The organism is Limnohabitans lacus, from assembly GCF_030053395.1.
Classification (GTDB): domain Bacteria; phylum Pseudomonadota; class Gammaproteobacteria; order Burkholderiales; family Burkholderiaceae_C; genus Limnohabitans_A; species Limnohabitans_A lacus.
On record NZ_JASGBH010000007.1, the window covers coordinates 68,585 to 92,987 of the forward strand.

At 61.5% G+C, this 24,403-nt stretch carries 23 protein-coding genes; 9 read left to right on the forward strand and 14 right to left on the reverse strand.

The features are described 5' to 3' along the window. Nucleotides 1–26 precede the first annotated feature (26 nt). The 3 genes from QLQ16_RS10385 to QLQ16_RS10395 are packed head-to-tail and all read left to right on the forward strand — an operon-like array spanning nt 27 to nt 4,824. Entirely contained in the window at nt 27–2,183 is a 2,157-nt protein-coding gene (locus tag QLQ16_RS10385) for a thiamine pyrophosphate-dependent enzyme (protein WP_283224623.1), read from the forward strand. Nucleotides 2,184–2,204: 21 nt separating this feature from the next. Then, entirely contained in the window at nt 2,205–3,782 is a 1,578-nt protein-coding gene (locus QLQ16_RS10390; RefSeq protein ID WP_283224624.1) for an indolepyruvate oxidoreductase subunit beta family protein, read from the forward strand. A 49-nt stretch (nt 3,783–3,831) separates the two neighbouring features. Beyond that, complete coding sequence (locus QLQ16_RS10395; protein ID WP_283224625.1) at nt 3,832–4,824, forward strand: Bug family tripartite tricarboxylate transporter substrate binding protein; 993 nt, start codon at nt 3,832–3,834, stop codon at nt 4,822–4,824. Nucleotides 4,825–4,920: 96 nt separating this feature from the next. On the opposite strand, the gene QLQ16_RS10400 is transcribed toward QLQ16_RS10395, so the two are convergent. The 4 genes from QLQ16_RS10400 to QLQ16_RS10415 all read right to left on the reverse strand — a co-directional run bounded on the left by QLQ16_RS10400 (nt 4,921) and on the right by QLQ16_RS10415 (nt 9,132). Then, complete coding sequence (locus tag QLQ16_RS10400; protein ID WP_283224626.1) at nt 4,921–5,547, reverse strand: Crp/Fnr family transcriptional regulator; 627 nt, start codon at nt 5,545–5,547, stop codon at nt 4,921–4,923. Nucleotides 5,548–5,617: 70 nt separating this feature from the next. After that, entirely contained in the window at nt 5,618–6,916 is a 1,299-nt protein-coding gene (locus tag QLQ16_RS10405; RefSeq protein WP_283224627.1) for a glycerate kinase type-2 family protein, read from the reverse strand. An 82-nt stretch (nt 6,917–6,998) separates the two neighbouring features. After that, nucleotides 6,999–7,988 carry a Bug family tripartite tricarboxylate transporter substrate binding protein gene (locus QLQ16_RS10410; RefSeq protein WP_431310408.1) on the reverse strand — a complete coding sequence of 330 codons (990 nt, stop codon included), beginning with the start codon at nt 7,986–7,988 and terminating at the stop codon, nt 6,999–7,001. Nucleotides 7,989–8,067: 79 nt separating this feature from the next. Beyond that, nucleotides 8,068–9,132, reverse strand: a complete 1,065-nt coding sequence (locus QLQ16_RS10415; RefSeq protein WP_283224747.1) for a tartrate dehydrogenase — start codon at nt 9,130–9,132, stop codon at nt 8,068–8,070. A gap of 98 nt (nt 9,133–9,230) precedes the next feature. Here QLQ16_RS10415 and QLQ16_RS10420 point away from each other — a divergent pair, with 98 nt between their 5' ends. Then, nucleotides 9,231–10,142, forward strand: a complete 912-nt coding sequence (locus QLQ16_RS10420; protein ID WP_283224628.1) for a LysR family transcriptional regulator — start codon at nt 9,231–9,233, stop codon at nt 10,140–10,142. 233 nt (nt 10,143–10,375) lie between these two features. On the opposite strand, the gene QLQ16_RS10425 is transcribed toward QLQ16_RS10420, so the two are convergent. Beyond that, nucleotides 10,376–11,194 carry a hypothetical protein gene (locus QLQ16_RS10425; RefSeq protein WP_283224629.1) on the reverse strand — a complete coding sequence of 273 codons (819 nt, stop codon included), beginning with the start codon at nt 11,192–11,194 and terminating at the stop codon, nt 10,376–10,378. A 308-nt stretch (nt 11,195–11,502) separates the two neighbouring features. Between QLQ16_RS10425 and QLQ16_RS10430 the strand changes: the two genes are divergently transcribed. After that, nucleotides 11,503–12,906, forward strand: a complete 1,404-nt coding sequence (locus QLQ16_RS10430) for an 8-oxoguanine deaminase (protein WP_283224630.1) — start codon at nt 11,503–11,505, stop codon at nt 12,904–12,906. 1 nt (nt 12,907) lies between these two features. On the opposite strand, the gene QLQ16_RS10435 is transcribed toward QLQ16_RS10430, so the two are convergent. Genes QLQ16_RS10435 through QLQ16_RS10445 form a run of 3 tightly spaced genes read right to left on the reverse strand, consistent with a single transcriptional unit; the run spans nt 12,908 to nt 15,321 of the window. Further along, nucleotides 12,908–13,417 (reverse strand): hypothetical protein, encoded by a 510-nt coding sequence (locus QLQ16_RS10435; RefSeq protein WP_283224631.1) that lies wholly within the window; start codon nt 13,415–13,417, stop codon nt 12,908–12,910. A gap of 12 nt (nt 13,418–13,429) precedes the next feature. Next, entirely contained in the window at nt 13,430–14,446 is a 1,017-nt protein-coding gene (locus QLQ16_RS10440; protein WP_283224632.1) for an AraC family transcriptional regulator, read from the reverse strand. 35 nt (nt 14,447–14,481) lie between these two features. Then, a complete protein-coding gene (locus QLQ16_RS10445; RefSeq protein WP_283224633.1) occupies nt 14,482–15,321 on the reverse strand; it encodes an oxidoreductase in 840 nt (279 codons plus the stop codon). 195 nt (nt 15,322–15,516) lie between these two features. On the opposite strand from QLQ16_RS10445, the gene QLQ16_RS10450 reads away from it, so the two are divergent. The 3 genes from QLQ16_RS10450 (at nt 15,517) to QLQ16_RS10460 (ending at nt 17,703) form a co-directional block, all read left to right on the forward strand. Then, nucleotides 15,517–15,864, forward strand: coding sequence for a CidA/LrgA family protein (locus QLQ16_RS10450; protein ID WP_283224634.1), 348 nt, complete (start codon nt 15,517–15,519; stop codon nt 15,862–15,864). Then, nucleotides 15,861–16,589 carry an LrgB family protein gene (locus QLQ16_RS10455; protein ID WP_283224635.1) on the forward strand — a complete coding sequence of 243 codons (729 nt, stop codon included), beginning with the start codon at nt 15,861–15,863 and terminating at the stop codon, nt 16,587–16,589. The genes QLQ16_RS10450 and QLQ16_RS10455 overlap by 4 nt, the downstream gene beginning before the upstream one ends. Nucleotides 16,590–16,656: 67 nt before the next feature. After that, entirely contained in the window at nt 16,657–17,703 is a 1,047-nt protein-coding gene (locus QLQ16_RS10460; protein ID WP_283224636.1) for an Ldh family oxidoreductase, read from the forward strand. Nucleotides 17,704–17,763: 60 nt separating this feature from the next. Here QLQ16_RS10460 and QLQ16_RS10465 read toward each other — a convergent pair whose 3' ends face one another. The 5 genes from QLQ16_RS10465 to xdhC all read right to left on the reverse strand — a co-directional run bounded on the left by QLQ16_RS10465 (nt 17,764) and on the right by xdhC (nt 23,084). Next, nucleotides 17,764–19,257, reverse strand: a complete 1,494-nt coding sequence (locus QLQ16_RS10465) for a tripartite tricarboxylate transporter permease (RefSeq protein WP_283224637.1) — start codon at nt 19,255–19,257, stop codon at nt 17,764–17,766. A 46-nt stretch (nt 19,258–19,303) separates the two neighbouring features. Continuing rightward, nucleotides 19,304–19,777: a tripartite tricarboxylate transporter TctB family protein gene (locus QLQ16_RS10470; protein ID WP_283224638.1), complete on the reverse strand. Its 474-nt coding sequence runs from the start codon at nt 19,775–19,777 to the stop codon at nt 19,304–19,306. An 8-nt stretch (nt 19,778–19,785) separates the two neighbouring features. Further along, entirely contained in the window at nt 19,786–20,769 is a 984-nt protein-coding gene (locus tag QLQ16_RS10475) for a tripartite tricarboxylate transporter substrate binding protein (RefSeq protein ID WP_283224639.1), read from the reverse strand. A gap of 137 nt (nt 20,770–20,906) precedes the next feature. Continuing rightward, complete coding sequence (locus QLQ16_RS10480; protein WP_283224640.1) at nt 20,907–22,118, reverse strand: urate hydroxylase PuuD; 1,212 nt, start codon at nt 22,116–22,118, stop codon at nt 20,907–20,909. A gap of 177 nt (nt 22,119–22,295) precedes the next feature. Continuing rightward, nucleotides 22,296–23,084 carry a xanthine dehydrogenase accessory protein XdhC gene (xdhC, locus tag QLQ16_RS10485; RefSeq protein WP_283224748.1) on the reverse strand — a complete coding sequence of 263 codons (789 nt, stop codon included), beginning with the start codon at nt 23,082–23,084 and terminating at the stop codon, nt 22,296–22,298. Between the two features lie 85 nt (nt 23,085–23,169). Between xdhC and QLQ16_RS10490 the strand changes: the two genes are divergently transcribed. Continuing rightward, the gene (locus QLQ16_RS10490; RefSeq protein WP_283224641.1) at nt 23,170–23,706 is read left to right on the forward strand and encodes a hypothetical protein; all 537 of its coding nucleotides are present in this window, start codon (nt 23,170–23,172) and stop codon (nt 23,704–23,706) included. A 4-nt stretch (nt 23,707–23,710) separates the two neighbouring features. Here QLQ16_RS10490 and QLQ16_RS10495 read toward each other — a convergent pair whose 3' ends face one another. Next, nucleotides 23,711–24,367, reverse strand: a complete 657-nt coding sequence (locus QLQ16_RS10495; protein ID WP_283224642.1) for an HAD family hydrolase — start codon at nt 24,365–24,367, stop codon at nt 23,711–23,713. Nucleotides 24,368–24,403: the final 36 nt, after the last annotated feature.

The following is a 24,403-nucleotide window of genomic DNA, read 5'->3' on the forward strand; positions in this document are numbered from 1 at the left end:
GGGCTCAACAACGCAAGGAGCGTGCTTTGGAAGTTTCATTTCACGAAGAGATCAAGGCCCTGCGCATGGGCGATGGCGAGGTCTTTCACGGCGAGGGCATCCTGGCCATCACCAAGGGCCTGCTGCAATCGGGTGTGAGCTATGTGGGGGGCTACCAAGGCGCACCGGTCTCGCACCTGCTGGATGTGATGGTGCAGGCCAAGCCTTATATGGACGAGCTGGGCGTGCATGTGGAGGCCTGCTCGAACGAAGCCTCGGCTGCAGCCATGCTGGGCGCGTCCATCCACTACCCGATTCGCGGCGCGGTGACCTGGAAGTCGATTGTGGGCACCAACGTGGCGGCCGATGCGCTGTCCAATTTGTCATCGCCCGGCGTGACGGGCGGCGTGCTGATTGTGGTGGGCGAAGACTACGGCGAGGGTGCCAGCGTCATTCAAGAGCGCACACACGCCTACGCCCTGAAGTCGGGCATGTGCCTGCTGGACCCGCGCCCCGAGCTGGGCCAGATGGTGAACATGGTGGAGCATGGCTTCAGGTTGTCTGAAGCGTCCAACATGCCGGTGATGATGGAGCTGCGCATCCGCGCCTGCCATGTGCGCGGCCAGTTTGTGGCCAAGGACAACCAGGCCCCCAAGCTGTCCAAAAAGCACCTGATCAACGAGCCTGCAGGCTTCAATTACATGCGGCTGGCGCACCCGCCCGTGACCTTTGCGCAAGAAAAGCGCAAAGTCGAGCACCGCTTGCCCGCCGCCCGCCAATACATTGCCGAGCAGCGTTTGAACGAGCACTTTGAAGGCAGCACCCACCGCCACCTGGGTCTGATCGTGCAAGGAGGCCTGTACAACACGCTGATGCGTGCCTTGCAACAGTTTGACTTGGCCGATGCGTTTGGCGTGTCCAGTCTGTCGGTGATGGTGCTCAACGTCACCTATCCGCTGGTGCCGGATGAGCTGGTGAATTTCTGCAAAGACAAATCGGCCGTGCTGCTGCTCGAAGAAGGCCAGCCCGAATACATCGAACAAGAACTGGCCCTGATGTTGCGCCGCCTCGATTTGCAAACCCCGCTGCACGGCAAAGACATGTTGCCCTCAGGCGGCGAGTACACCGCCGAAGTGATGGCCCAGGGCTTGCTGAAGTTCTTGGACCGCCACCAAGCCGAAGCCGTGCCCGAGGCCACACGCCAATGGCTGCACAGCAATGGCGAACGCCGTCAGCAAGTGCAAGCCCAACTGGGCAGCCCCGTGCCCGCGCGGCCACCGGGCATGTGCATTGGCTGCCCGGAGCGGCCCGTGTTTTCTGCACTCAAACTGGCACAACAAGATGTGGGCCCGGTGCACATCTCGGGCGACATCGGCTGCCATGCGCTGGCCACCTTCGAGCCGTTTTCGGTGGGCCACTCCATCCTGGGTTACGGCATGAGCTTGGCCAGCCGGGCGGGCGTGTCGCCCCTCATGAAGCGGCGCGTCTTGTCGGTCATGGGCGACGGCGGCTTTTGGCACAACGGTTTGCTCACCGGCGTGCAAAGTGCACTGTTCAACGGCGACGACGCGGTGCTGCTGATTTTCAAGAACGGCTACACCTCGGCCACCGGCACGCAGGACATCATCAACACGCCCACCGACATCGCCAAAGAACTGGCGGGTGACAAGCGCCAAAGCATGGTGCACACCAACCAGACCATCGAGTCCACGCTCAAAGGGCTGGGCGTGCAGTGGCTGCGCACGGTGCACACCTACGAAGTGAGCCACATGCAGGCCACGCTGACCGAGGCTTTCACCACCGAGTTTCAGGGCCTCAAAGTCATCGTGGCCGAAGGCGAATGCCAGCTGGAGCGCCAACGCCGCATCAAGCCCTGGCTGGCTTCGCTGCTGTCCAAAGGCAAGCGGGTGGAACGCGTGAAGTACGGCGTGGACGAAGACGTGTGCAACGGCGACCACGCCTGCATCCGCTTGTCGGGCTGCCCAACCCTCACGCTCAAAGACAACCCAGACCCTTTGAAAGTGGACCCGGTGGCCACCGTGATCGATGGCTGCGTGGGCTGCGGCCTGTGCGGCGAAAACGCCCATGCGGCCACGCTCTGCCCGTCCTTCTACCGCGCCGAAGTGGTGCAAAACCCCAAGCTGCACGAGCGCCTGTGGGCCCGCTGGCAAAGCCTGGCCACACGCTGGTTGCAACCGGCTTGAACCACGCCTGAGAGAAACCCCATGACCCAACCGATTTCCATCTTGCTGTGCGCCCTGGGCGGCGAAGGCGGCGGCGTGCTGGCCGACTGGCTGGTCGACGTGGCCCGCCACGCCGGCCACCCGGCGCAAGCCACCTCCATTCCCGGCGTGGCGCAGCGCACCGGGGCCACCACCTATTACCTCGAGGTCTATCCCCTGCCCCACAGCCAGCTGCAAGGCCGCTTGCCTGTGCTGGGCCTGAACCCGCTGCCGGGCAGACTCGATGCGCTGGTGTCGTCCGAGTTGCTGGAAACCGCTCGCCAAATTGGCAATGGCCTGGCTTCAAACGACCGCACGCTGGTGATCAGCGCCTCGTCGCGGGCGCTCACCACCGCCGAGAAAATGACCATGGGCGATGGCCGACGACCCGAAGGCCCGATGCTCGATGTGGTGGCCGCCCACAGCCAGCGCCACCATGTGATGGACATGGCCCGCCTGTGCCAAGAAAGCGGCACCATGGTCAGCGCCGTGATGCTGGGTGCCATTGCGGGCAGTGGCTTGCTGCCTTTCGCACGAACGCATTACGAAGCCGTGTTGGAAGGCCCCAGCAGCTCGGCCAAGGCCAGCTTGCGCGGCTTTGCGCTGGCATTCGATTTGGTCACGCGCCAGCGCGAACAGGCGCAGTATGTCGAGCATGTGATGAAACCGGCTGTGGCCGCGCCCTCTGCATCGACTGCCCTGCCTGCAGATGTGGCCGCCAAGTTTCCCGCCGTGCTGCACCCCCTCATGGGCTTGGCGCACCAGCGTTTGATGGAATACCAAGGCCCCGCTTATGCCCGCCTGTATGTGCAGCGGCTTGAACGCCTGTTGCACGCGGAAACCAACTCGCCCGACAGCACCCGCCCCGTCACGTTTGAGGCCACCCGCTGGCTGGCCTTGTGGATGGCGTTTGACGACATCATCCGTGTGGCAGACCTGAAAAGCCGCGCCAGCCGCTGGGACCGCGTGACGCAAGAGGTCAAGGCCAAAGACGGCGATGTGCTCAAGGTGTACGACCACTTCAAACCCGGCGTGCCCGAGCTGGCCGCACTGTTGCCGCAAGGCCTGGCCAACCGTCTGCTGCGTTGGGACCGCGCCCGCGTGGCCAATGGCAAAGCGCCGTGGTCCATACCGCTCAAGGTGGCACGCCACGCGCTGTGGGGCATGGCCAGCTTGCGCTTCTTGGCCAGCCTGCGCGTGCTGCGCCCCCTGGGCAGCCGCTACGCCACCGAGCAAGCCCTCATCGAAGAATGGCTGAGCGGCATTGAAAGCGCCACACACCAATCGCCCGCACTGGGTTTGGAGCTGGCCCGATGCGGGCAGCTCATCAAAGGCTACGGCAGCACCAACGAACGCGGCAAGGACAACCTGCTGCACATCCTGCGGCACGTCTGCGGCCCCGCCTCCCAGCTGCCATTGGATGAACAAGCTGCGGCCGTGGCACACATCCGCCAAGCGGCTTTGCAAGACGAAGCGGGCCTGGCTTTGGACCAAGCCTTGCTGCAACACGGTGCGCCAGCCCGCCCCGTCAAGGAACAGCCGGTGCTGTGGATGAAAAATCCGCGACTGCAAAAAACCTGATCTGGCTTCATCATCGACACCGGCCCCCTCAAAACCCAAGGAGACAAGCATGCCAACAACAAAATTCTTCTCTCGCCGCGCAGTGGGCACCGCCCTGCTCGCCATCGCGGCGGGCCCTGCCCTGTGCCTGAGCGCCGCTGCGCAAAGCTGGCCCACCAAGCCCGTCAAGATCGTGGTGAACTTTCCACCGGGCGGCGCAGCCGACCAGATAGCCCGCGCCATTGGCGTGCCCTTGGGCGAGGCGCTGGGTCAGCCCGTGGTGGTCGAAAACAGAGGCGGCGCCAACGGCAACCTGGGTGGCGAGCTGGTGGCCAAATCACCGGCCGACGGCTACACCCTGCTCATGAGCTCGGGCGGCATGGTCTCGGTCAACCCGCACATCTATGCCCGCATGCCTTTTGACCCGGCCAAAGACCTGGTGCCTGTGGCCTCGGCTGCCCGCGTGCTGGTTTTTTTGGTGGCCAAGCCCAACTTTCCGGCCAACAACATCCAGGAATTTTTAGCCTATGTGAAGGCCAACCCAGGTCGTTTGTCTTATGGCTCGGCTGGCAACGGAAGCTCGCCCCACTTGGCTGGCGAAATGATGAAAAGCCAAGCCGGTCTGTTTGCGGTGCATGTGCCCTACCGCGGTGCGGCACCTGCGCTGCAAGACGTTTTGGCGGGCCAGCTGGACTATTACTTTGACCCCGGCATTGGACTGGGCCAGGTGCGTGCGGGCAAGCTCAAGCTGCTGGCCGTGGGCAGCATGAAGCGCTCACCACTGTTCCCCGACGTGCCCACGCTGCATGAAGCGGGCCTCAAAGGTTTTGATGCCGACTCGGTATTTGGCTTTTATGCGCCTGCGGGCACGCCCGCCGATGTGGTCAACCGCGTCAACCGCGAGATCAACAAAATTTTGGGTACGCAAGCCTTGAAGGACCGCATCCAGAACCTGGGCGGTGAAGCCCTGCCTTTGACACCCGCCGAGTTTGGCGCACGCGCCGCTGACGACTCCAAACGCTTTGGCGCCATCATCCGAGAGCGCAAAATCGTCGGGGACTGAAACCTCAAACTTCTGCCGGTCTGACCTTCAGGTCCGACCTTTGTTCGCTTCGGCTCAAGCCCCATGTCGGGGCTGAAGCCACCGACCTGCAGAACATCAAACCCCGGCCAGCTCCCGCAAGGCCTGTGGGTTGGGCAAGCCCAGCACCCGGCCTGCGCCGCTGATGAGCTGGCGGTCTCGCAAATGGCGCAGCACGCGCGAGAAGGTTTCGGGCGCGATGCCCAGTTGCGCGGCGATGGTGCGTTTGCGCTCACGCAAAGTGACGGCCAAACCACCCGCTTTTGCGTCGGGCTCGGCATGGCGCAGCAGCCATTCGGCGCAGCGGGCATCGGCATCTTTGGCCAAGCGGCTGACCGCCAACTCGGTTTGCTGGCGCTGCTGTTTGGCCATGTCCATCACCAAGGTTTGCGAGGGTCCCGGCATGCTTTGCACCTGCGCCAAAAACTCAGGGGCGGCCACGTATTGCAGTTGCACCGGCGTCAAGGCCACGGCATCGACCACATGCGGCAAGCCCAACAGACCAGCGGCAGCCTCGAGCCAGCAAGGGCCTTGGACCTCCCCCAACTGGTGCAGCATTTCGCCTTCGTGCAAAAAGCCCAGCACCACCTTACCTTGCACCAAGTGCAAAACCTGATCAGACGCATCGCCACGGTGCAACAAGACCGTGCCAGCCTCCAAAGCGGCGGGGTATTCAAACGAGGGGGAAACAGCAGTGACAACCATGATGGGCTTGACTGTGCCAGAGGCCAGCGCCCATCGTTTTGACGCAAATCAATAGGCGCTCAGGTGCCGATCACGCCACCCAAATCGCCCTGAAGTCGTTCACATTGGTGTGTGTGGGGCCGGTGACGACCAGATCGCCCAGTGCTTCAAAGTAGCCGTAGGCGTCGTTGCGTTGCAAATAGGCGTCGATCTTGTGGCCCAGCGCCAGGGCGCGAGCCAGCGTGTCGGGGCTCACTTGCGCCCCGGCATTGTCTTCGATGCCGTCGATGCCATCGGTGTCCGCAGCCAGCGCCCACACGCCGCTTTGGCCTTGCAGCGCCTGGGCCAGGCCCATGCAGAACTCGCCTGCCCGGCCGCCACGTCCACGCGGGGTGCCAGCCCCTTGGGGCTTGATGGTCACGGTGGTCTCGCCACCGCTCAGAATCACGCAGGGCTTTTGGAACGGGCCTTGCCCTTTGGCCGCAGCGCGGGCCAGTGCGGCGTGCACCTTGCCCACCTCGCGCGATTCGCCTTCAATCTCGTCGCTCAAGATGTACGCGTTCACGCCCATCGCACGGGCGGCCTCGGCAGCGGCCTCCAGCGCCTGTTGGGGCGTGGCGGTCATGTGAACGCTGTGGCCGTCAAACACGCTCGAACCGGGCTTGGGCGTCTCGAGGGTGCCCGCCTGCAAGGTCTGCACCACAGCGGCCGGCACATCGATGGCGTAGCGCTGCAAGATGGCCAGCGCATCGGCGCAGGTGCTGGCATCGGCCACCGTGGGGCCGCTGGCGATGATGGACGGGTCATCGCCCGGCACATCGCTGATGGTGAGCGTGACCACCCGCGCAGGGCTACAGGCCGCCGCCAAGCGACCGCCCTTGATGCGCGAGAGGTGCTTGCGCACGCAATTCATCTCGGCAATGTTGGCCCCGCTGGCCAGCAATTGGCGATTGATCGCTTGTTTGTCTTCCAGGCTGATGCCGTCTGCAGGCAAGGTCAGCAGCGCAGAGCCGCCTCCCGAAATCAGGCACAACACCAGATCGTCGGCCGTGAGGCCTTGGGTCAATTCCAAAATCCGCTCGGCCGCTTTCAAACCCGCTGCATCGGGCACGGGGTGAGCGGCCTCAACCACCTCGATGCGCTCGGGCAGGCCCGCAGGCCTTGGCGGTGTGTGACCGTAACGCGTGACCACCAAACCCGACAGCGGTGCGTCTTGCGGCCACAAGGCCTCCACCGCCTGGGCCATCGCGCCACCGGCTTTGCCCGCACCCAGCACCAGCGTGCGCCCCTTGGGTAACGAGGGCAAATGCGCGGCGGTGTTGTGCAGGGGCAAGGCACGTTGCACCGCCACGTTGTACAGGTGGCGCAGCGCGGTTTGGGGGTCGGTCATGGCAGCAACATTTCAAGCAAGGTGAACAGCCTTGAAGGATAAAGGCATTCACCCCACATGCCACTGGCGTTCAAGCCCGTTTTCAATCGGCGTACACGCCGGCCGACTTGATGATGGGCGCCCACTTGTTGACTTCGGACATCACAAAAGACTTGTGCCCGGCCGGGTCGTTGCGTGCGTCGTTGATGACCGAGGCACCGCCAGCGTCTTGCTTGCGGATGAACTCAGGGTCTTTGACGGCCAATTTGAGGGCGTCGTTGAGCTTTTTCAGCACCGCCGCTGGTGTGCCCTTGGGCGCGTACAAGCCTTGCCAAATGGTGACGGTGAAGTCCTTGAGACCGGCCTCTTGCATGGTGGGCATGTCTTTGAGCACGGGCGAGCTCAAACGCGTGGGCGTGGTGACCGCGAAGGACTTGACCTTTTTGCCTTCGATCTGCGGGATCGTGGTGGTGGTCTGGTCACACATCAGGTCCACCTGGCCACCGATCAGGTCGGTCATGGCGGGGGCTGTGCCTTTGTAGGGGACCGAGGTCATGTCCACTTTGATGGTGGACTGGAACAACATGCCGCACAGGTGCGAAGCCGAGCCTGGCCCCGCGTTGGCGATGTTGATCTTGCCTTTGTTGGCGTTGATCCAAGTGACCAGCTCGCCCATGTTGTTGGCAGGCAAACTGGGACGGCCAATCAGGTTCATCGGGTTCTCGCTGACCAGGCCCAGGTACTCAAAATCTTTCTCCACGTTGTAGGGCAAGTTGCGAAAGAAGCTGGGCAGCGTGGCTTGAGCGATGTGTGTGAACAAAAGCGTGTAGCCATCCGCCGGGGCCTTGGCGACTTTGTTCGCGCCGATGGAACCTGATGCGCCTGCCGAGTTGTCGATCACGATGCTGTGCCCACCCATGACCTTGCTCATGGACTGCGCCAGATCGCGAGCAGCCTTGTCGGTGGGGCCGCCTGCGGCATAAGGCAGCACGAAGGTGATGGACTTGTTGGCCGCCGGATAGTCTTGTGCATAAGCGTTCACAGACAGGCACATGGCCAGGGCCGCGGGGGCACACAGAAGCTTGGATCGCATGTTCTCACCTTTCAAAAATGTTTAAAACGCAAAGTCAATCAAATGGAAAGATCATTTTGATCAAGCCATCAAAACCGCATCAAACCAAGGCTTTGCACACCGCCGAGGTGACATCCACGGTGCGGGCTGTGCCGCCCAAGTCGCCCGTGTGCAGCGCCGGATTGGCCGTCACCGCCTCCACGGCTTGCATCAAACGCTGGGCTGCAGCGGGCTCGCCAATGTGTTCCAAAAGCATGACCACCGACCAAAACGTGCCCACCGGGTTGGCCAGACCTTTGCCCATGATGTCAAAGGCCGAGCCGTGGATGGGTTCGAACATGCTGGGGTAGCGGCGCTCGGGGTCGATGTTGCCGGTGGGTGCAATGCCCAGGCTGCCCGCCAATGCTGCTGCCAAGTCGCTCAGGATGTCGGCATGCAAGTTGGTGGCGACGATGGTGTCCAGGGTTGCGGGGCGGTTGACCATGCGGGCCGTAGCGGCGTCGACCAGCTCCTTGTCCCACTTCACATCGGGATACTCTTTGGAGATTTGCACCGCGATCTCGTCCCACATCACCATGGCGTGGCGCTGGGCGTTGCTCTTGGTCACCACCGTGAGCAGCTTGCGGGGGCGTGACTGCGCCAGCTTGAAGGCGTAGCGCATGATGCGCTCCACACCGGCACGGGTCATGATGGACACATCGGTGGCCGCCTCGATCGGGTGGCCTTGGTGCACACGGCCACCCACGCCGGAGTATTCGCCTTCGGAGTTTTCGCGCACGATGATCCAGTCCAGGTCTTGGGGCGTGCAGCGCTTGAGCGGTGCATCGATACCCGGCAGGATGCGTGTGGGCCGCACGTTGGCGTACTGGTCAAAGCCCTGGCAGATCTTCAGGCGCAGCCCCCACAGCGTGATGTGGTCGGGGATGTGCGGGTCACCGGCCGAGCCAAACAAAATCGCGTCCTTGTTGCGCAAGGCGTCCAGGCCATCGGCGGGCATCATCACGCCGTGCTCGCGGTAGTAGTCACCGCCCCAGCCAAAGTTTTCAAACTCAAAAGCAAAAGTGCCACAGGCTTTTGCTAAGGCCTGCATGACCTCTTGGCCTGCGGGGATGACTTCTTTGCCAATGCCGTCTCCGGGGATGGTGGCGATGCGGTAGGTTTTCATGGTGTTTTCGCGCTGATGAAAAAGATGGCCAAATTGTGCGACGTTCATGCTTCAATAAAAATCCTAAAATTCAAGCCATTGTTAACCTGAGATCAACAATGCAAGCACGTCTGCAAGCCGCCGATCTGGGCTTTTTTTCGGCACTGGCCATGGCCGGGAGCCTGAGCACCGCTGCCCGCGAGATGCGCATCACCACGGCCGCCGTGAGCAAACGCCTGTCGCACATGGAGTCGCGCCTGGGGGTGCCGCTGCTCAACCGCACCACGCGCCGCATGAGCCTCACGGTGGAAGGCGAAACCATGCTGCGCCACGCCCGCAGCATCCTGGCCGAGATGGCCGATCTGGAACAACAACTGGGCGCCAGCCGCTCCACGCCCAGCGGCCTCTTGCGCGTGAATGCCACACTGGGCTTTGGCCGCAGCCACATGGGTCCGCTGATCAGCCGCTTTGCGCAGCACCACCCGCAGGTCGACGTGCAACTGCAGTTGTCGGTGGACCCGCCCGCCCTGACCGACGACGCTTTTGATGTGTGCATCCGCTTTGGCCCGCCGCCCGACACACGCGTCATCGCCCGCAAGATCGCAGACAACCAGCGATTGCTGTGCGCCTCACCGGCTTATATCGCGCAGCACGGCGAACCCAAAAGCCCGGCCGATCTGGCGCGGCACAACTTCATCAGCATCCGCCAAGGCGGCGAAGCCTATGGCGTGATCAAGCTCACACGGGGACGCTCGGGCAAAACCGAGACCGTCAAGACCCGTGGCAACCTGACCACCAACGACGGCAGCATCGCGGTGCAATGGGCGCTGGACGGCCACGGCATCTTGCTGCGCGCCGAATGGGACATCCGCGAACACTTGGCCAAAGGCCAGCTGGTGCAGGTGCTGCCGCAGCACCGCACGCCTGATGCCGACATTTATGCAGTCTACCCGGCGCAGCACAAATCGGCGGCGCGAGTGCGGGCGTTTGTGGACTTTGTCGCGGAAGCGTTCAGGCCAGCCAAGCCTTGAAAAGGGCGGAGGCTCCATTGTTGGTCAACCAGTCACTCCACGCACCGCAGACTGAGTTCAATTGCTTTGCGGAGTGGCTGTGGGACGAACCTGGAAGTGTCCGATTAAGGCTGTGAGCGGACTACCGTATTGGTTCATTGATCGTCAGCAGCCGACCCATTTTCGACTTCTGCGGCTTCGGGACGAGAGCCCGCTCCACAGAAAGGAGCCGCCATGGCCAGAGCACAAATGACCTAGGCAACTTTCATTTTTTGCTCGGCTTCAAGCTTGCCGATCAACTCGTGAATCAATTCTGACGTTTTGAGAAATTCGGCGTCTAGGCCCAAAATCTGAAGACGCTCTTTGATCACCATGAACAACAATTGACACACATAGTGCATGCACCTTAGCAGATCGAGTATGGCTAGCAATACAGCTTCGCGGCCATGAGCAAACACAGTGATGATCTCGTATTTGTCATGACCCAAATGCTTGACATCTGAACTCAGTGCAAGACCGTCCACATTCGGATGGGCGCCATAGTCAATAAGCTGGTCATACATTTCGGAAATCCTTGCTGCTAAGTCCTTGTTGGCACCCTCCAGCAGGCTCAATAGATCTCTCCATTGAAAGAGCTTTCTCGACATCTTTCGCCCTTCTTCGCCATCACCCCTTTCTTCCCATGCCCTTCTATGCACGTCTGAAACGCTGCATACCCACGCATACACTGCGCATTCGAGCAAAGATCTCATGAGGACGGTTGCCTCGAATAGTTGGCCGCTAACAGAAAGTCGAACTGCCGCACGGTACGTCCCGAAGCAGCGCATAAAGAGTTTCACTGAGGTTCGCCGCGGCGGATCGATTTCATGAAAAAAAGTAGGAGCCTTCTCGGTTACAGATTGATCTATCCGAATCAAGATGTCAAACCACTCTGGAAGACCAGCGAACGATGCGAGTATCTGCTGTTCTAGATGTGCCAAGAATTTCGTTAGCTCGCTTTCCCCCCAGTGCTTTGGTACAGGGCGATGCTCCATGCGGCTTTCGACAACTACACCGGACGATACTTCTTTCATAGGAAACCTCCTTGATCTTTCGTCGCACTATAGTTCAGCCGATCACACATGGAGATGTCTGATTCACCGACTGAAGTCAACATTCGACTAACGGTTTTTGATTTCTGCTTTTGGCCGATAGCTGCAGCGCCGTTTGCGACGATCGTTGACCGCAATCGCTGCATAACTGCCCCTCAAATCGCCCCCCCTTAAAATCTGTCCACTGCACAGCCCGGGACGCGCGGCAACGTGGTGCTCGCCCTCCCCTGTGTGCACGGGGGCCAGGGGATTCGGCCGCGACTTGTTTCACCCTAGACCAGGACAAGTCCATGACCACACTGCTCATTCACCGCGCCCGCTGCATCGCCACCATGGACGATGTCAACACAGAACTGAAAGACGCCTCGCTCCTGATCCGCGATGGCCGCATCCAACGCATCATCCCCGCGACCGAGAACATCGACGAACTGCTCACGCAAGTGGACGAAGTCATCGACGCCCGCCGCCATGTGATGGTGCCGGGCCTGATCAACACGCACCACCACATGTACCAGTCGCTCACGCGGGCGATTCCGGGGGTGCAAAACGCCGAGCTGTTTTCTTGGCTTCAAGGCCTCTACCCGATCTGGGTGGGCCTCACACCCGAGATGGTGCGGGTCTCAGGCCAGGTGGCCATGGCCGAGCTGTTGTTGAGCGGCTGCACCACAAGCAGTGACCACCTCTACATCTACCCCAACGGCGTGCGGCTGGACGACAGCATCGAAGCGGCGCACAGCATCGGCATGCGATTCACGGCCACACGCGGCAGCATGAGCGTGGGCGAAAGCCAAGGCGGACTGCCGCCCGACAGCGTGGTCGAGCAAGAGCCCGCCATCTTGAAAGAAACCCAGCGGCTGATCGAGACTTGGCATGACACGAGCTACGGCTCGATGACGCACGTGGCCGTGGCCCCCTGCTCGCCCTTCAGCGTGAGCCAAGACCTGATGCGCGAAGCGGCCAAACTGGCCCGCGCCCATGGCGTGCGCCTGCACACCCACCTGGCCGAAAACGACCACGACATCGCCTACACCCGCGAAAAGTTCAACTGCACCCCCGCGCAATACGCCGAGGATTTGGGTTGGGTGGGCGACGACGTGTGGCACGCGCATGGCGTGAAGCTCGACGAAGAAGGCACTTACCTGTTTGCACGCACACGAACCGGCATTGCCCACTGCCCGTGCAGCAATATGCGCCTGTCCAGCGGGATCTTGCCCTTGCGCAAAATGCTCGACGCGGGCGTGCCCATTGGCCTGGGCGTGGACGGCAGCGCCAGCAACGATGCGGCGCATTTGCTGAACGAAGCCCGTCAGGCCATGTTGTTGGCGCGTGTGGGCCGGGCCTTAGAACCTTTCGGCTGCGACCACGGCCCCGCCGAGATGACACCCCGCGACGCCCTGCGCTTGGCCACACGCGGCGGCGCCGAGGTGCTGGGCCGCGCCCACGAGCTGGGGCAAATCAAAGCAGGTTTTTGCGCTGACATCGCCATGTTCCGCACCGACACGCTGAGCATGGCGGGCGGCGCGGTGCACGACCCGGTGGGGGCGCTCTTGCTGTGCGCCAGCGACAACGCCGACTACACCATCGTCAACGGACGCGTGGTGGTACGCGAAGGTGAGATCACCACCGTGGACATGGGGCCTCTGATCGAGCGGCACAACCAACTGGCTTTGCAGCTGGCTTTGGGTGTGAACTGAGCTAGTTGGCCATGTCTGCCAGCGCCCTCAAATAAGCCTCCCCACGCGACTCGGCAAACAAGTCCAGCGCCAGCGTGAAGCCAGCCTGCACCACAAGCCCGATGCCAATCGCGGTGGCCGCGTCCGATTTGGAGAAGAACGCGATCAGGCAGGCCCCGAGCACGAGCAGGGCCAGCTCAACGCTTTTGTACAGCTTGAAATTGGCCATCACCGTTTGCATGCGCGCGGTTTCGGCTTGTTTGAACTCGGCTGGTGCGCTCACGAGTTGGGTTCTGAGATTGGCCAGTTGTGCATCGGTGCGCGCAAAAATGGTGACACCGACCACCAGCTGCATCAGCGCCACCACCACCAAAGGCAGCGACATCCAGCGCAGGCGGTGGCCATGGGTCCACAGCCAAAGCGCCAGGCCTATGGCCATCAAGGCCGCCAAGTTGAAGAGCACGCTTTCTTGCTTCTCCCCGACAAAATAATCCGTCATGTCTTTCACCATGTGCAGGTCTCCCGTGTTCATGTTCTGTGCCCCTCAATGCCACTGGGCGTCCATGCCCACGCGCCCCAGCCGATAGGCTGCAGGCGTGGTGCCCGTCCAGCTTCTGAAGGCCCGAATGAAAGAGTTACTTTCCTGAAAGCCCAGCAGCCACGAAATCTCTCCGGCTGAAATGTCGGTGCGGCTCAGGTAATGCCGCGCCAGCTCTTGCCGCACCTCGCTGAGCAGTTCCTGAAAACCCACCGACTCGTCGGCCAGTTGGCGCTGCAAGGAACGCTTGCTCAGGGCCAAACGCTTGGCCACCGCGTCGATGCTGCTGATGCCTGCGGGCAGCGTCTCCAACAACACGGCCCTGACGCGCTCGCGCATCTTCGCTTGTGCATCGAGTTCGGAAAGCCGTTGCTTCAGACCCGGCTCAAACGCCGCCCACATGGCCATGTTGTCGGTCAAGAAAGGCCGACGCGCATCGTCCGCAGAAAAGGCGATCAGGATCTGTTCAGAGGCCCCCAAGGCGCAGCCCAGATAGGCTTGATAGGGTGCAAGTTTCAAAGGCAAATCCGGTACAGAGGCCGCCAAGGGCTCGATCCGCTCACGCGTGGCCAGCCGAGCCAGTTGCGTGAAGAACACCAGCTCCGAGACACCCAGACTGCGGGGAATCGGTGCGGTGCTCCCGTAGCAGCGGAGTGAGACCTGCGTGCGGTCTGCGCGGATGTCAACCTCCATGTGCAAGGGGCCGATCAAGCGTTTGTAATGCGCCAGCCGCTGCAGCGCGGTGTTCAGGTCGGGGCTGCACAGGCAGGCGAACAGGGCCGGGTCAAAGGCCTCGACCGACATGACCTGCGCGAGCTTCAGGGCGAGTTCGTCATGGCCTGCGGCTTGCTCCAGTCCGCGCCACAGGTCAAAGTACTGCGCGGGCGACAAGCTCGCGCCCGGGCGCGCAAACAGGTCGCCCGGCAGCCGCGCCAGGCTCAGCACATCGGACGGGGCGTAACCCATGTCGAGGATGAGCAGTTTCCAGCTCATTTGCACGGCAAAGCGTGTGGCCTGTTTCACGGTGGGGGCTTTCTGGCGTGTTCTGTGGATTGGGCTTACTTGGCTTGGCTCATGATGGTCATATCAAAGATACGGTCCCCGAAATACTTGCGGATGAACATCAAGGGCTTGGCCATTTTGCCGATGACGTAGCGGGTTTGGGGTCGGCGCGAACGCACAGCCTGCAGTATGGCATCGGCCACCACCGAAGGCGGCGAGGCGGCACCCGCTTTGGCATAGGTGCTGCGCATGGCCTTGGCCATGCCCTGCGCCATGGCGCAGTAAGGGCCTTGGCCCGAACGCGCCAGCATGGGCTCGAGCATCACACCGCCCCATTCGGTGGCAATCACACCGGGCTCGATGATCACCACGTGGATGCCAAAGGGCGCCAGCTCGAGGCGCAAGCAATCGCTCCAGCCTTCTACCGCGTGCTTGGTGGCGTGGTACCAAGAGCCCAGCGGGGTGTAGATCTTGCCGCCCATGGACGAGATGTTGATGACCTTGCCCGCCCCTTGGCGGCGCATGTGCGGCAGCACCAATTGCGTGAGCCGCGCCATGCCAAACAGGTTGACTTCAAATTGGTAGCGGGCATCGGACAAGGTTGAATCCTCCATCGCGCCGTACATGCCAAAGCCCGCGTTGTTCACCAACACGTCGATGCCGTCATGGCTTGACTCGATGGTGTTCACGGTGGCGACGATGTCGGCGTCTACCGAAATGTCCATTTGCAGCGGTATCGCGCCCAAGGCCTGCAGGTCTTCCATTTGGGCCAAACGACGCGCCGCGACGTAAACCACCAAGCCCTCTTGCAGCAGCCGCTTGGCCGTTTCTTTGCCCATGCCGGATGAAGCGCCGGTAACGAGGGCCACTTGTTTTGCGGGGTATGTAGATGCCATGAAAAACTCCGTTCGTGAATGTGTTTCGAATGCCGTGATGGTCGCCGTTGGGGCGCGAAGCGTCACCATCGGATCGCGCCAATGCGCATGCCGAAGATGCCAAGACTCTTTGCCGTCCTTCAAGGAGCAAGTTGTTCGCTCAGGTCACAACTGTTAACACTGAGCAAGCCCAATTCGCTGTCCTACACTGAGGCCATGATCCAAGGTCTCGTTCAACTCTTCCTGTTTCAGGCTCTTGGCGAGCTGCTCTCCAAGTTCGCACTGCCCTTCATCCCCGGCCCGGTGTTGGGTTTGGTGTTGCTGCTGGTGTTTTTGGCCCTGCGCGGCCATGTTCCAGCTTCCATGGACCTGGTGGGCAGCGGCATCTTGCAGCACCTGGGGCTGTTGTTCATTCCCGCCTCGGTGGGCGTGGTGCTGTATTTGCCCCTGTTGCAAGCCAACGCCTGGGCCATCACGGCGGCGCTGGTGCTGAGCGTGGTGGCCACCGTGGCGGTCACCGCCTTGGTGCTCAAACTGTTCGCCAACAAGGACAGTGCGCCGTGAACAACACCCTGCCGCCCATCTCCGACATTTGGGTCTACCTCTCGGGCAGCCCGCTGCTGGCCTTGGTGCTCACGCTCAGCGCTTACCTGCTGGGCCTGACCTTGTACGAGCGCAGCCAGCGCAACCCGCTGGCCAACCCTGTGTTGATTGCGGTGGTCGTGGTGTGCATCGGCATCAGTGTGATCGACATGCCCTATGCGCAATACTTTGAAGGCGCACAGTTTGTGCACTTCTTGCTGGGCACGGCCACGGTGTCGCTGGCCATTCCGATTTACAAAGGCTTTGCCTCGCTCAAGGGGCGCATGGGGGTGTTGCTGCTGTCGCTGCTGGCGGGTGGCATCACCTCGGTGCTGACGGCCGTGGGGGTGGCGCGTTGGTTGGGTGTGGACGAATCCTTGGTGCGCGGCTTGGTGGCCAAATCGGTCACCGCGCCGATTGCCATGGGCATTGCCGAGCGCGTGCAAGCCTCGCCCACCCTGACCGCCATCTTTGCCGTCAGCACCGGCATCTTGGGCGCAGTGCTGGGCCGCTATGTGCTCGACGCCCTGCGGGTCACTCCATGGTGGCAACGCGGCTTTGCCCTGGGCGTGGCCGCGCACGGCATTGGCACCTCACGCGCTTTCAGCGTGAACGCCGAGGCTGGGGCCTATGCCAGTCTGGGCATGGGGCTGCATGGCATCGCGGGGGCAATGCTGATTCCGTATGCCGTGGCTTGGTGGTTATAGAGCTTGGATTTCGTCGCGAGTCCGCAGCGTGACAGGGCCTGGCAGGCTTGTTTTTATGATGAAGCCCATGAACTACGCCGCTTCTGACCTCTTGGCTTTTGCCGATCAATTGTTGCAATCTGCAGGCCTGCCGCCGGACAAGGCGCAAGCCGTGGCCGATGTCTTGCTGGAAGGCGACTTGCTGGGCCACACCACCCATGGCCTGGCTTTGCTGGCGCCATATCTGGCCGAACTGGAGTCGGGCAAGATGCGCAAAGACGGTGAGCCCTTGGTGGTGTCTGACCACCCAGCCGCCGTGACTTGGGACGGCCAGCGCTTGCCAGGCCCTTGGCTGGTGCTCAAGGCCATCGACCTGGCCACGCAGCGGGCCCGCACACAAGGCACGGGCACCGTGGTCATTCGGCGCAGCCACCACATTGCCTGCCTGGCGGCTTACCACCAGCGGGTGACGGACCAAGGGCTCATGATGCTCTTGCACTGCTCGGACCCCAACGCCGCCAGCATCGCCCCCTTTGGCGGGCTGGACCCGGTGTTCACGCCCAACCCCATGTCGGTGGGCATTCCCACTTCGGGGCTGCCGGTGCTGATCGATGTGTCCACCTCATCCACCACCAACGGCATGACCAATCGCCTGCACAAAGAGGGTGGCCTGCTGCCCGCCGAATGGGTGATGGACGGCCACGGCCAACCCAGCCGAGACCCGGCTGTGCTGTTCAACGAACCCAAGGGCACGATCTTGCCGCTGGGCGGCATGGATTCGGGGCACAAAGGCTATGGCCTGAGCTGGATGGTCGAAGCTTTGACCGGCGGCCTGGCCGGCCATGGCCGCGCCGATGCCCCCGAGGGTTGGGGCGCCACGGTGTTTTTGCAAATCATCGATCCGCGTGCGTTTGCGGGCGCAGACGCCTTCAACCTGCAAATGGACGAAGTCTCACGCCAGTGCCATGCATCGCGCCCAGCACAAGCGAGCACCTGGGTGCGCACACCGGGTGAGCGGGGCCTGAAGCTCAAGGCCAGCAGCGCCAGCCAAGGCGTGACGCTGTACCCGAACATCATGCCCATGCTCTTGCCTTGGGCCGACAAACTCAAGGTGGCAGCGCCCTCAGCCCTTTAAAAAAACAACCCGGCGCTTAGGCCGGGTTGCAGCTGATAACGTTTGTCCAAAAGGAATGCGTCAAGCAGCATGTGCTGGTTTGCGCAAGGCTTTCAGCAACAAGGGCGTCAACCAGACCAGCGCGGTCAAGATGGCCAACGCCAGTGCAATCGGTCGCGACACAAACGCACTCAAATCGCCGTTGGACTTGATCATCGAGGTGATGAAGTTTTCCTCCAGCATGCCACCCAGAACCACGCCCAAAATCGCCGGTGCCACCGGGAATTCATTGGCCTCCAGCACATAAGCCAGGATGCCCGCCACCAGCATCACACCCACCTGAAACACCGAGTTGTTGATGGCAAACGTGCCCACCACACAAAACAGCAAGATCATGGGCATGAGGATTTCACGCGGCACCTTCAAAATGCGTTTGGCCACCTTGATGCACAAAATGCCTAAGGGAATCATGATGAGGTTGGCCACAATGAAAAGCAAAAACACGGCATAGATGTTTTGCGGATTGGTGGTGAACAAGGTTGGGCCGGGATTCATGTTTTTCATGTAGAGCACGCCAATCACGATCGCCGTGATCGAGTCGCCCGGAATGCCAAACACCAAGGCCGGAATCCAAGCACCCGCCAGGGCACTGTTGTTGGCCGAGCCCGACTCCACAATGCCCTCCACATGCCCGGTGCCAAATTTCTCAGGCTCCTTGGAAAACTTCTTGCTCATGGCGTAAGACATCCAGGCGGCGATGTCGGCTCCGGCACCGGGCAACGCACCCACGGCTGTGCCCAGCACGCTGCCCCGCAAAATTTGTTTGGGGTATTTTTTGGCCAGCGCCCATTGGCCCTTGAGCACACCACCCACCTCTTCCACCACCAACTCGGCCGGGGGACTGGTGTCCACCACGTAGCGGATGATTTCGGAGATGGCGAACATGCCAATCATCATGGCGATCATGCCAATGCCGCCCGACATTTCGGTGTTGCCAAAGGTAAACCGAGGAAAACCAGCCGGGTTACCCAAGCCCACGCAAGCCACCAGCAAGCCCAAGAACAGCATCATCAGCCCCTTGACCGGCGAACCGGTGGTGATGAAGACCGCGCAAGTCAGGCCCAGCAGCACCAGCCAAAAGTATTCGAAGGAACTGAAGTTCAGTGCAAAGTCAGCCAAGGCGGGGGCAGCGACGATCAGCACCACCGTGCCAAACAGCCCCCCCACAGCCGAAAACACCAGGCCCGCACCCAGCGCTTTCTCCGCTTGCCCCTTGCGTGTCATGGCATAGGCCTCGTCGGTATAGGCGGCCGATGCGGGCGTGCCGGGAATGCGCAGCAAACAACCCGGGATGTCGCCTGAAAAGATGGCCATCGCCGTGGCCGTGACCATGGCCGCCACCGCAGGGATCGGCGGCATGAAGAAGGTCACCGGCACCAGCAAAGCCGTGGCCATGGTGGCGGTCAAGCCCGGCACCGCCCCGACGAACAGACCGTACAAGGAGGCGAGCACCATCACCATCAAGGTGTAGGGCTCAAACACCATCGAAAAAGCTTGGCCAATGGCTGTCCACATGGGATAAGACTCCTCAGACGGTCGGTGTTGAAAGTGGCAAAGCCTGTTACCAGGCCAACGGCGTCAAGATGCCCCAGGGCAAGGGCACACGCAGCAATTTATAAAAAGCAAAGTGAACCACCAAAGTGGCCACCATCGCCCAAAAAACCGAACGGCCCCATGTGACTTGCAAGGATCTGAAAAGCGCCAACAGCATCAACATGGCCGTGATCAAAAACCCCAGCTCATCCGACACCAAGATGTAGAAAACGACCGCGCCCAACAACACGGCCAAGGCCCGTGCATGCCGTGGCGATCGAACCCAATCTTCCCAAGCCAGCCAAGGACCGTGGGCTCGGTCACGCCAGCCTTGCCAGACCAGCACGGCGCCGCCGGCACACAGGCCCACCGCAATCAGGCCCGGAAACAAAGCGGGTCCGACCGGCTGACCCGGAATGTTGGGGTAGCCGCGCACAGCCCAGAGCACCGCAGCGCCCAAGGCCATGAGCAAGACGCCCCAAAAAGCGTCGTTGATTTTCATGGGCTGTCTTACTTGACCAGGCCCACAGCCTTCATGGTCACGCCCATTTCCGCATCGGACTTGGCCATGAACTTGGCCATGTCGTCAGGCCCGCCGTAGATCACACCCAGGCCACGGCTGGTCATGAAGTCGTTGTACTCTTTGCTGGCCACGGCCTTGCGCACAGCATCGGCCAACTTGGTCTGAATGGGTGCGGGCAAACCTTTGGGTGCCAGCACACCACGCCACGCCGCCATGGTCCAGTTGCTGCCGGTCGCTGACTTCAAAGTGGGCACATTGGGGTACAGCGTCGAGGGTTTGGCATCCATGATGGCCAGGCTCTTGACCTTGCCAGCGTCGATCAACGAACGCGCTTCGGGCAATGAGACGGGCGCCACTTCGACGCCACCAGCGACCATGTCCTGCAAGCCTGGTGCAGCGCCGTTACTGGGCACCCAAGGCAATGCGGCGGGGTCGATTTTTTGATCGAGCAGCAAGCCAGCGATGGCCAAATGCCAGATGCCGCCCTGGCCTGTGCCCGATGCTTTGAACTTGCCGGGGTTGGCCTTGATGGCAGCGAGCAAGTCGTTGACGTTTTTATAGGGCGCATCGGCACGCACCTGAATGCCCGCTGGATCAGCATTGACCAATCCAATAGGGGTGTAGGAAGCGCCCGTTAATGGGGTCAGTCCTTGCCAATGCATCATGCCGATTTCAACGGTGGCCAGACCGATGGTGTAGCCATCTGCAGGGGCCGAGGCGATGGCCGCATGGCCCACCACACCGCTGCCGCCGGTGCGGTTGACGACGGTCACAGGTTGACCCAGGTCTTTTTCGAGCAAGCTGGCCACGATGCGGGCCACCGCATCGGTACCACCGCCTGCACCCCAAGGCACGATCATGGTGATCGGACGGGTGGGGTAATTCTGGGCGGCTGCGGGCAATGCAGCTGCAAAACAAGCCAGGCCAGCAACAGCGCTGGCCACCAAAGTACGACGCGAGCGATTGAACATGGGTGTCTCCTTTTGATTTTTACAGCCGAGCCCGGAGGGACCTGCTGCATCAAAATTTATACCCATCCGATGGTCATACCAAGAGGGTCAACCAGATTCCAAGTAACTCTGGCGACTGCCTCGCCGCGTGACAAGACTCAGTCGACCTTGGCACCCGACTGGAACCAACGCCCGATCAGGGCGCGTTCCTCGTCGGTGATACCCGTGGCATTGTTCATGGGCATTTGCTTGCTGACCACCACTTGCTGGTAGACGTTTTGCGCGTGCTGCTTGATCAACTCCGGGCTGTCCAGGCGGACGTTTTTCATTTGCACCTGCTCGCCGTGGCAGCTGTAGCAGCGCTGCTCGATCACGGTTTTGACTTGCGCAAAGGCCACAGGCGCTGCCGGGGCGGCTGATGCCACAGGCGCTGCAGGCTTCAAGGCCACGATGACGCCCGCAATCAGCACCACACCCACGGCCGCAAATGGCCAAGGATTGGCCGCGCGGCCCAGGTGGAAGGCATGGCGTTGCACAAAGAACTGACGGATCAAAGCACCCGCAAACATCATCACAAACAAGAGCACCCAGCGGTGTTCGTGCGTGTACAAGAAGCTGTAGTGGTTGCTCAGCATCGCGAAGATGACCGGCAGCGTGAAATAGGTGTTGTGCACGCTGCGTTGTTTGCCGCGCTTGCCGTGGATGGCCAAGGCATTGGCGTCATAGGCTTCGCCACTGGTCATGGCGGCCACCACTTTGCGCTGGCCAGGGATGATCCAGAAGAACACGTTGGCGCTCATGGCGGTGGCGATCATGGCGCCCACCAGCAAAAAGGCTGCACGGCCCGCAAACAGCTGGTTGGCCAACCAGGACGCGAACGCGATGACCACGATCATCAAGCCAGCGACGATCAGCTCACCGTTTTTGCGGAAGCCGAACACGCGGCAAACCACGTCATAAACGATCCAGAAGGCCGCCAAAAAACCCACCGCTGTAGAACCCGCCACCACAGGGGACCAGTCCATCAGCGATTTGTCGATGAGGAAGGTGCCCGCGTTATAGAGGTACAGCACGGTGAACAGCGCAAAACCGCTCAGCCAAGTGGAATAACTTTCCCAATAAAACCAGTGCAACTTGGTGTGGATTTTCTTGGGCGCCACCATGTACTTTTGCGGGTTGTAAAAACCACCGCCGTGCACTGCCCACATCGCGCCACCCACGCCTTTTTCGAGCAGGTCGGGCGAGTTGGGTTTTTGCAGGTTGTTGTCCAGAAAGACAAAGTAAAACGAAGAGCCAATCCAGGCGATGGCGGTGATGACGTGCACCCATCGCAGCAAAAGATTGGCCCATTCCAGCAGATACGTTTCCATGAAGGATCTCCGACCATCTCACCACCGCGGGCCCTGTGAGCGATCATTCGGTCGCGAACATGAAACCCGAGGGTTTCCAGCGCCGCTGCGACCAGTGCACCGAAGTGTATACAGTTTTGACTTGCGAATCCAGCGCCTCTAACCCCGAAGTCCTCAGGGAAAACCAGAGCGCTGGGTTTAAAGCGTTTGCAAGAGTTGTGCCGCGACCGCCACGGCGATGACTTCGGGCTCTTTGCCGGCGATGCCCGGCACCCCGATGGGGCAGGTGATTTGCGCGATTTCGTCGGCACCAAAGCCCCGGTCTTCCAGCCGGTGGCGGAAGGTGGCCCATTTGGTTTTGCTGCCGATCAGGCCCACAAAGGGCAAATCGCCCCGCTCGCGCAGACGCTTGAGGCAAGCGACCACCACGTCCAGGTCTTCGGCATGGCTGAAGCTCATGATCAACACGCGGCTGCCGGGCAGCAAATCGGCCACCGCAGCCTGCACCGGGTTGGAGTGCTCGCAGTCCACGCCGTCTGGCACATCGGGCGGGAAGATCTCGTCACGGCTGTCCACCCAGCGCACCGCAAAAGGCAAAGGGGCCAGTGTTTTGACCAAGGCTTTGCCCACATGGCCGCCGCCAAACAGCGCCAGCGGCGTGCGCTCGGGCCTGAGCTGCGCTGTCAGGCGGGGCACATCGTCAGCGCTCACCCGCTCGAACTGCAAGGCCACCGCACCGCCGCAGCACTGCCCCAAACTGGGGCCCAAGACGTGGCGCAGCTCGGTGACTTCGGTTTGCCCGGCCAGCAGCAGGCGGGCATGGGCGATGGCCTGAAACTCCAGGTGACCGCCACCGATGGTGCCCAGCTCGCCCTGTGCAAACACCACCATGCGGGTGCCTGGGCCGCGTGGCACCGAGCCCTGGGTGGCCAACACGGTGACCAACACCCCCGACGCTGTGGCCAGTTGCTGCAATGACAATTCCATCCAATTCACGTGAGATTTCCATTTCTGCGCCGGTCGATTCACACCGGGGTGCGTCAGTGACACAATTGATCTGTAAACACCGAGTATGCCAACGACCAAGGACCTGCAAGTGAAGACATTGCGCACCACCCCTAAAGCCATCGTCACCGCCCTGATGGGCTTGGGCGCAGCGGGCCTGGCCTTGCTCAGCGGATGCACCACAGACCGCGCCAAACCACCCACTGGCTACTCCAGCCAAAGCTGGCCGGATCTGCCCGAAGCCAAACCCCAGGCAGCGGCACCCGTCACAACCGTGACGCCCAAAGAGTACCGCAAAGACGCCGCAGGTCATTTGTATGTCTTGAACAAGGACCGCATCTTCAAAGGCCGCATGCCCCCCATGTTGAAAGCCGTGGGCGTGCTGGATGTGGACATCGACCGCCAAGGGCAAGTCAAAGCCCTGAGCTGGAAGCGGGCCCCCAAGCATGCGCCCGAGGTCATGGCCGAGATCGAGCGCATGGTCAAGGCCGCGGCCCCCTACCCCGCCCCCAAAAATCTGAGCCAGGTTACCTACACCGACACCTGGCTGTGGCACAAGAGCGGCAAGTTCCAGCTGGACACCCTGACCGAAGGCCAGGACTGAAAGATCAGTCGAGCCAAGCACTCAAAGCGTGCAAGTCGGCGATGAAATGCACGCGCTCGGCGACTTCGGCGGGCAAGCCCTGACGGGGGTGCAGGCTGAAAACCTCCATGCCCGCAGCAAGGCCCGCTTGCAGGCCGGGCAAACTGTCTTCCACCACCCCACAGGCTGAAGGCGCTATCCCTAAGGCGGCTGCGGCATGCCAAAACAAACCCGGCTCGGGCTTGAAGCTGCCCACCTCGGGCGCGCAAAACAAACGCTCGCCAAAATAGGGCCTCAAGCCGGTGATGCCCAAAGTGATCTCTGCTTTTTCGCGGGGGCCGTTGGTGCCGATGGCAAAAGGCATGTGACGTGCCTGCAATGCCTGCAACAAAGAGGTCGCACCAGAGATTTCGTCCAAGCCTTCGCGAAAGCGTGTGGCCATGTTCAGGCGCAGTTGCTTGAGAAAAGCCACCTCATCGAGCGGCTGGTGCTGCGGCGACACATGCGCAGCGATGGTGCTGACGCAACGCGCCATGGGCACCCCGCCAAAGCACGCATGCATCTCTTCGCGGCCCCACGGCGCACCCAGGTTTGCCGCCATCTGGTGCAGCACATCCAGGCCGGGCGCTTCGCTGTCCACCAGCGTGCCATCCAGGTCAAAAATCAGCGCAGCAATGGGCATGAAGTCCTTTTGCTAAGGCCCAAGAAAAAGGCCGCC

Excerpts from the sequence above, each read along its gene's own strand:
- QLQ16_RS10465 (WP_283224637.1), bottom strand. The coding sequence starts at position 19,257 with ATGTGGACAGCCATTGGCCAAGCTTTTTCGATGGTGTTTGAGCCCTAC.
- QLQ16_RS10475 (WP_283224639.1), bottom strand. The coding sequence starts at position 20,769 with ATGTTCAATCGCTCGCGTCGTACTTTGGTGGCCAGCGCTGTTGCTGGC.
- QLQ16_RS10395 (WP_283224625.1), top strand. The coding sequence starts at position 3,832 with ATGCCAACAACAAAATTCTTCTCTCGCCGCGCAGTGGGCACCGCCCTG.
- xdhC (WP_283224748.1), bottom strand. The coding sequence starts at position 23,084 with ATGGAATTGTCATTGCAGCAACTGGCCACAGCGTCGGGGGTGTTGGTC.
- QLQ16_RS10445 (WP_283224633.1), bottom strand. The coding sequence starts at position 15,321 with ATGGCATCTACATACCCCGCAAAACAAGTGGCCCTCGTTACCGGCGCT.
- QLQ16_RS10495 (WP_283224642.1), bottom strand. The coding sequence starts at position 24,367 with ATGCCCATTGCTGCGCTGATTTTTGACCTGGATGGCACGCTGGTGGAC.
- QLQ16_RS10490 (WP_283224641.1), top strand. The coding sequence starts at position 23,170 with ATGCCAACGACCAAGGACCTGCAAGTGAAGACATTGCGCACCACCCCT.
- QLQ16_RS10425 (WP_283224629.1), bottom strand. The coding sequence starts at position 11,194 with ATGAAAGAAGTATCGTCCGGTGTAGTTGTCGAAAGCCGCATGGAGCAT.
- QLQ16_RS10400 (WP_283224626.1), bottom strand. The coding sequence starts at position 5,547 with ATGGTTGTCACTGCTGTTTCCCCCTCGTTTGAATACCCCGCCGCTTTG.
- QLQ16_RS10390 (WP_283224624.1), top strand. The coding sequence starts at position 2,205 with ATGACCCAACCGATTTCCATCTTGCTGTGCGCCCTGGGCGGCGAAGGC.
- QLQ16_RS10415 (WP_283224747.1), bottom strand. The coding sequence starts at position 9,132 with ATGAAAACCTACCGCATCGCCACCATCCCCGGAGACGGCATTGGCAAA.
- QLQ16_RS10460 (WP_283224636.1), top strand. The coding sequence starts at position 16,657 with ATGAACTACGCCGCTTCTGACCTCTTGGCTTTTGCCGATCAATTGTTG.
- QLQ16_RS10410 (WP_431310408.1), bottom strand. The coding sequence starts at position 7,988 with ATGCGATCCAAGCTTCTGTGTGCCCCCGCGGCCCTGGCCATGTGCCTG.
- QLQ16_RS10430 (WP_283224630.1), top strand. The coding sequence starts at position 11,503 with ATGACCACACTGCTCATTCACCGCGCCCGCTGCATCGCCACCATGGAC.
- QLQ16_RS10450 (WP_283224634.1), top strand. The coding sequence starts at position 15,517 with ATGATCCAAGGTCTCGTTCAACTCTTCCTGTTTCAGGCTCTTGGCGAG.
- QLQ16_RS10405 (WP_283224627.1), bottom strand. The coding sequence starts at position 6,916 with ATGACCGACCCCCAAACCGCGCTGCGCCACCTGTACAACGTGGCGGTG.
- QLQ16_RS10435 (WP_283224631.1), bottom strand. The coding sequence starts at position 13,417 with ATGAACACGGGAGACCTGCACATGGTGAAAGACATGACGGATTATTTT.
- QLQ16_RS10480 (WP_283224640.1), bottom strand. The coding sequence starts at position 22,118 with ATGGAAACGTATCTGCTGGAATGGGCCAATCTTTTGCTGCGATGGGTG.
- QLQ16_RS10470 (WP_283224638.1), bottom strand. The coding sequence starts at position 19,777 with ATGAAAATCAACGACGCTTTTTGGGGCGTCTTGCTCATGGCCTTGGGC.
- QLQ16_RS10420 (WP_283224628.1), top strand. The coding sequence starts at position 9,231 with ATGCAAGCACGTCTGCAAGCCGCCGATCTGGGCTTTTTTTCGGCACTG.